Source organism: Kitasatospora sp. NPDC091257 (assembly GCF_044757675.1).
Classification (GTDB): Bacteria; Actinomycetota; Actinomycetes; order Streptomycetales; family Streptomycetaceae; genus Kitasatospora; species Kitasatospora lactacystinica.
The window spans coordinates 1-6,442 of sequence record NZ_JBIVVI010000466.1 but is presented as its reverse complement, the minus strand read 5'-3'; the positions used below and the strand labels follow the sequence as shown (position 1 = coordinate 6,442).

At 75.4% G+C, this 6,442-nt stretch carries 2 protein-coding genes and 1 pseudogene; 1 reads left to right on the top strand and 2 read right to left on the bottom strand.

Features of this window, described 5'->3' with window-relative positions; all coding sequences use genetic code 11:
- Together ACIQOV_RS21685 and eccCa are read right to left on the bottom strand one after the other, a co-directional pair.
- A pseudogene (locus ACIQOV_RS21685) lies at positions 1–931 on the bottom strand (hypothetical protein); the annotation flags it as partial.
- Positions 931–4,893: a type VII secretion protein EccCa gene (gene eccCa / locus ACIQOV_RS21680; RefSeq protein WP_401050780.1), complete on the bottom strand. Its 3,963-nt coding sequence runs from the start codon at positions 4,891–4,893 to the stop codon at positions 931–933. The gene eccCa and the pseudogene ACIQOV_RS21685, both read right to left, overlap by 1 nt.
- A gap of 170 nt (positions 4,894–5,063) precedes the next feature.
- Here eccCa and eccD point away from each other — a divergent pair.
- Positions 5,064–6,442 (top strand): type VII secretion integral membrane protein EccD (gene eccD, locus ACIQOV_RS21675; RefSeq protein WP_401050777.1); only part of this gene is annotated, 1,379 nt, incomplete at its 3' end.

Below are 6,442 nucleotides of genomic sequence, written 5' to 3'. Positions count from 1 at the left end.
CCTCGTCCTGGCGGCCGGCACCGCGGCGTGCGGCAGCACCAAGAGCGTCGGGTCGGGTGCGCCAGCCGACGGCGGTGACGGTGCGTTCGCTCGGGCGGGCGACCAGCTCGGTGAGGTACGGTTCCCAGCCCTCGCCGCCGTCCGCCGCCACGTGGACGGTCCGCACGTCGGGCCCGGCGGCCCCCGCCGCACTCACCGGCACGCCGATCGCCGCCCGCACCTCCTGTCCGAGCGAGGCCGCCAACACCGCCGCCAGTTCGATGAGTTCGACCGGTGCGGCCCACGGCGCGCTCAGCACGAGGTGGTCCGCCCGTCCGGCCGTCTCCTGCAGCAGCACCGCCGCGTTGGCCAGTTGGGCGCCGCTGGGCAGCGGTCCGGCCGGCTCGCCGATGATCAGCAGCAGCCCGTCCCGCGGTGCGGCGGCCCGCTCCAGTACGGCGGGCAGGGCGGGCCCCACCGGCGCCTCGGTGACCCAGAACACCCCGCCGGCCAGCGGGGTGATGGTCGCGGCGGCGGGCCAGCGGCTGCCGAGCGGTTCCGCTCCCCCGCCGGGCCGGCAGCGCCACCACGTCCCGTTCACGGCCGGCAGGGTGCCGTCCGGCTCGACGCTGACCACCGCGTCCGGCGCGACGACCGTCAACCCGCAGCGCCTGGCGAGCAGTTCGGCGGGCCGACGGCCGTCCGGGCCGAGCGCCGCCAGCCCGGAGGCGGCCAGCACCAGCACGTCGGCGTCGCGTTCGCGCGCGGCCCGGGCGAGTTCGTCCAGCGAGGCCAGCAGCACGGGCGCCGCGTCCTCGGCGGCGGCGAGGAGCAGCAGGGCCCGCGGCTCGGCGCGTACCGGCGCCAGTGCCTCGGCCAGTCCGTTCGCCTCCGCGCCGGGCGGTGCGATCACGTAGTGCGGGCCGAGCGCCCGCAGCGTCGAGGCGCCCATCACTCCTCCTCCGCCAGCTGCCCGGTCTGCACCTGTACGGTCCGCCGCCGGGTGATGTACAGGCCGCGGCCGGCCGGGAACTGGCGGGGCTTGAGGTTGCCGAACAGGTAGCCCTCGGAGGGCGGGCAGGACATCAGCAGGGTGGGCGAGTTGACCTCCTGGAGCTTGCGGATCAGCGGGTCGCCCAGCGACCGCCCGATGCCGTTGGCGCCGCGCGCGACGACCACGTGGAGGCCGATCTCGGTGCCCTGGGCGAGGTCCTCCAGCAGCACGTTGAAGGGGTGGCCGCCGCTGCCCGAGCCGACCAGGTCGTAGTCGTCGACGAGGATGAACAGCTCGGGGCCGGTCCACCAGTCGCGCAGCCTGAGCCGGGCGGGGGTGATGTCGGCGGGCGGGACGCGGTTCTTCATCGCCCGGGACGCGCCGTCCACGATCTGGCGGAGCTTGTCGACGGCCACCGCGTAGCCGAGCCGGTACTCCTCCGGCACCGCGTCGTACAGGCCGCGCCGGTAGTCGACCAGCATGATCCTGGCCTCGGCCGGGGTGTAGGCGGTGGTGATGGCCTTGATCATCAGCCGCAGCAGGTTGGTCTTGCCGGATTCGCTGTCGCCGACCACCAGCAGGTGCGGGTTCTCCTCGAAGTCGTGCCACAGCGGCGAGACCTCGGTCTCCTCCAGGCCGATCGGCACCCGCAGCCGGCCCTCGGGGGCGGGCAGCCGCTCGGCGTCCAGGACGAGCGGCAGCATCCGCACCTCGGGGGCGCGCGGCCCGGTCCAGTGCGCGGCGACGGCGTCGACCAGGTCGGCGACGCCCTCGCCGAGGTCGTCGGTGTTCCCGGAGCCGTCGATCCTGGGCAGTGCGGAGAGGAAGTGCAGCTGCTCGTCGGTGAGGCCGCGGCCGGGCAGCTTGGGCACCTTGGCGGCGGCCCGCATGTTGATCATCGAGTCGACGGAGTCGCCGAGCCGCAGCTCGAAGCGGGTCTGCAGCTGGTCGCGCAGGCCGCCGGTGATCTCGCCCCAGCGGGTGGTGCCGACGACCAGGTGGACGCCGTAGTTGAGGCCGCGCTGGGACATCAGGGTGAGCGGCTGGACGAGGTCGTTGAACTCCTGGCGCAGGGTGTTCCAGCCGTCGACCACCAGGAAGACGTCGCCGTGCGTCTCGTCGGGCAGCTCGCCCGCGGCCCGGCGGCGGCGGAAGGACGCGACGGAGTCGATGCCGAGCTCGGCGAAGTACTTCTCCCGGCGGGTGATGATCCCGTTGACCTCGGCCACGGTCCGCAGCACCCGCTCGCCGTCGTGCCGGCCGGTGACTCCGCCGACGTGCGGCAGGCCGCGCAGCGCGGAGAGCGTGCCGCCGCCGAAGTCCAGGCAGTAGAACTGGACCTCGCGCGGGGTGTGGGTGAGCGCGAGCCCGGTGATCAGGGTGCGCAGCAGGGTGCTCTTGCCGCTCTGCGGGGCGCCGGCGATGCCGACGTGGCCGCCGGCGCCGGAGAGGTCGGCGGTGAGCAGGTCGCGCAGCTGGTGGAAGGGGCGGTCGACCACGCCGACCGGCAGGCCGAGGGTGCCGTGCCGGGCCCGGTCCTCGGTGGTGAGGCCGCGCTCGGGGTGCGGTACGAGCGGCGGCAGCAGCTCGTCGAGGGTGGGCGGGACGTCCAGCGGCGGCAGCCAGACCCGGTGGGCGGGCGGCCCGGCGTCGCGGAGCCGGCCGGACGCGATCTCCAGCAGCGAGCCGGCCGAGACCTGCTCCTCCTCGGTCTCGGCCGCCGCCACCGGCAGCTGCCGGGGCATCACGTACTCGGTGCCGTACGCGACGACCTGCCCGGCGATGGCGGCCTGCTGGGCGGCACGGCGCTTGGGACGGTACGGGCCGGAGACGTACGCGGCCTTGAACCGGGTGAGGGTGGAGATGTCGCTGCGCAGGAAGCCGTTGCCGGGCTGGGAGGGCAGCTGGTAGGCGTCCGGGACGCCGAGCACGCCGCGGCTCTCCATCGCCGAGAAGGTGCGCAGGCCGATCCGGTAGGACAGGTGGGACTCCAGGGCGCTCATCCGGCCCTCGTCGAGCCGCTGCGAGGCCAGCAGCAGGTGCACGCCGAGCGAGCGGCCGAGCCGGCCGATCATCACGAACAGCTCCATGAAGTCCCGGTGCGCGGACAGCAGTTCACTGAACTCGTCGACCACCACGAACAGCGTGGGCAGCGGCCGCAGCGCGGTGCCGGCGGCGCGCGCGGTCTCGTAGTCCAGCAGCGAGGCGTACCCGGCCTCGCGCAGCACCTCCTGGCGGCGGACGAGTTCGCCGTGCAGGGCGTCGCGCATCCGGTCGACCAGGGCGGCCTCGTCGGCGAGGTTGGTGATCACGGCGGAGGTGTGCGGCAGGGTGTCCAGGCCGAGGAAGGTCGCACCACCCTTGAAGTCGACCAGGACGAAGTTGAGCACCTCGGAGGAGTGGGTGACGGCGAGCGCCAGCACCAGGGTGCGCAGCAGCTCGGACTTGCCGGAGCCGGTGGCGCCGATCAGCATGCCGTGCGGGCCCATGCCGCCCTGGGCGGACTCCTTGAGGTCCAGGTCGACGGGCCGGCCGTCCGGGCCGAGGCCGAGCGGGACGCGCAGCCGCTGCGGGATGCCGCGCTGCGCCCAGAGGGCCTCGACGTCGTGGGCGTGCAGGTCGGGGATGCCGAGCAGGGCGGTGAGGTCGAAGTCGGTGGCGAGCGGTTCGGCGGCGTCGACGCCGTCGGCGATCCGGTAGCGGGCGAGCCGGGCGGCGAGGCGGGTCGCCGCGGGCAGGGGGAGCCCGTCGGGGCGGCCGAGGTCGGTGACGACGTCCTTGCGGTTGCGGTCGGCGCCGACCATGGTGAGCCGGCCGTCCTCGATCCGCAGCCGCAGGGTGGTGCGGGCCGGGCGCCACTCCAGGGAGTCGGCGAGGTCGATCAGGACGGCGTTGCGGTAACCGGCCAGCGCGGCGCGGCTGCCGGAGTGGGCGCCGGGGCCGTCCAGGACCAGGACGGTGAACGGCTCGTCCCGGGCCGGTACGGCGTCCGGCTCGAAGCCGGGACGGCCGGTGAACTCCTCGCCGAGCAGCTGCTCGACCTCGCCGAGGCTGCCGGCGACCAGCCGGACCGGGCCCGCGCCGTCGGTGTCGGTCGGGTGCAGGGCGTGCGGCAGCCACTTGGCCCACTCCCACTCGGCCCGCCGCTCGGGGTCGGTGACGACGGCGATGCACAGCTCGTCCGGGCCGTGCACCACGGCGAGCTGGGCCAGCACCGCCCGCACCAGCGAGCGGGCGGCCTCGGGGTCGTCGGAGCGCAGCAGCAGGTGGGCGAAACCGCGCAGGTGGATCGCCATCGGCTGGTCGGCGAGCGTGCCGTAGGCGTGGATGAAGCGGCGCAGCGCGTGGGCGCAGAGCGGCTCCAGGTCCTCCACCGGCTTGGTGGCCAGCGGCGCGAGCGGGGTCGCCAGGCGTTGGGCGCCGAGCGCGATCCGGACGTCGCTGAAGTCGGGGTGGGCGGCCCGTCGCTCCCACAGCCGGGTGGTGCCGACCAGCGAGCCCAGTTCGGTCGGTGCCGGGTGCCGCCAGGCCAGGGCCTTGCGCTGGGCGTCGATCGAGCGGCGCACCTGACGGCGCATCTGGGAGAGGTAGCGCAGGTAGTCGCGGCGCTCGGCGCGCAGCTGCTGCTTGCGGTCGCTGGAGCCGCGGATCAGCTGGGTGACCAGCATCCCGACGGCGGACAGCGCCATCATGCCCATCGCGACGTAGCTGAGCATGCCGCCGCTGCCCTCGCCGCCGCCCGGGTGCAGGAACATGAACACCATCGACAGCGAGCCGAGCGCCATCGGCGCCATGCTGATCACGCTGGCCATGCCGCTCTGCTTCTCCGGCAGGCCCGGCGGTTCCTGGAGCTGGATCTCGCCGTCCGGCATCTCGGGCCCCGGACGCCGGGGCGTCCGGTTGATCAGCTCCACGCTCACTCAGGGCTCCTTCTCACCACGGCCGTTCCCTCTGGGTGACGGACGGCGCGGTACCGGAGGTTCAGCGGTGCGGGGTCCGACCGCGGCACACCGGTTGAACGCAGCACGCCGGGCAGGCCGTTCATCCGGGCGGAGAGGCGGACCACCGCCCAGCGAACCGGAGGACCGGCGTGAGCAGCAGTGTCGTGGCAGGACTGTGCCGATTGAGGTTCCATGCGCCGGGGACGGCCTTCGAGCTGGCCGTCCCCGCCGATGTGCCCCTGGCCGACCTGCTGCCCGCCGTCCTCGGGCACGCCGGGCCCGGGCTCGCCGAGGAGGGCCTGGAGCACGGCGGCTGGGTGCTCCAGCGGCTCGGCGAGGAGCCGCTGGACGAGGAGCGCACCGCCGAGGCGCTCGGCCTGCACGACGGCGACGCCCTGTACCTGCGGGCCCGCCACGAGGCCCTGCCGGAGGTGCACTTCGACGATCTGGTGGACGGCGTCGCCACCGGCATGAACGAGCGCGGCGACACCTGGCGCCCGGCCCTCACCCGGGTCCTCTCCCTGGCCCTGGCGCTGACGGCGCTGGCGGCCGGCTGGGTGCTGCTCGCCCTGTCCGGCCCGGCGGCCCCGCGCGAGGCCGCCGCCGCGGCGGTCGCCGTCCTGCTGCTGCTCGGCGCGGCCAGCGCCTCCCGGGCGATGGCCGACGCGGGCGCGGGCGCCGCGCTGGGCGCCGCCGCCGTCCCGTACCTGGCGCTCGCCGCGCTGTTGCTGCCGAACGGGCCGGGCGGGTCCGGCGGGTCCGGTGGGGGCGAGCTGCTCGGTGCCCGGATCCTGGCGGCCTCCTCGGCCGGGGCCGGGGCGGCGGTGCTGGCCCTGGCGGCGGTGGGGGCGGCGGCGCCGCTGTTCCTCGGGGTGGCGCTGGTCGCCCTCCTCGGGGTGCTGTCGGGGGTGCTGGTGCTGGCCGGGATGACGCTCGCCCAGCTGGTGGCGGTGGTCGGGGTGGTGGCCGTGCTGGTCGGCGCCTTCGTGCCCTCGCTGGCGTTCCGGCTGTCCGGGCTGCGGCTGCCGATGCTGCCGCGCAACGCGGACGAGCTCCAGGAGAACATCGAGCCGGTCCCGGCCGCCGCCGTGCTGCCCCGCGCCCTGGTCGCCGACGACTACCTGATGGCCCTGCACACCGCGATCGGCGCCGTCTGCGCCGTCTGCCTGACCGTGCTGCCCTTCGCCGACGGCTGGGCCGGCCCGGCCGAGGCCGGCGCGCTGAGCCTGCTGCTCCTGCTGCACGGACGGGCCGTCGGCAGCATCCGCCAGCGCCTGGCCGTCCTGCTGCCCGGCGTCCTCGGCGGCCTGGTGCTGCTCACCCGCGCCGCCGCCGGCGCCTCCACCACCGACCGGCTGCTCCTGCTCGCGGTCCTGCTGACGCTGACGGCCGCCCTCCTCGTCGCCGCCTGGACCGTGCCCGGCCGCCGTCTGCTGCCCTACTGGGGCCGCCTCGCGGACGTCCTGCACACCCTGTGCGCGCTGGCCCTGCTGCCGCTGGCCCTCCAGGCCTGCGGGGTCTACCACAC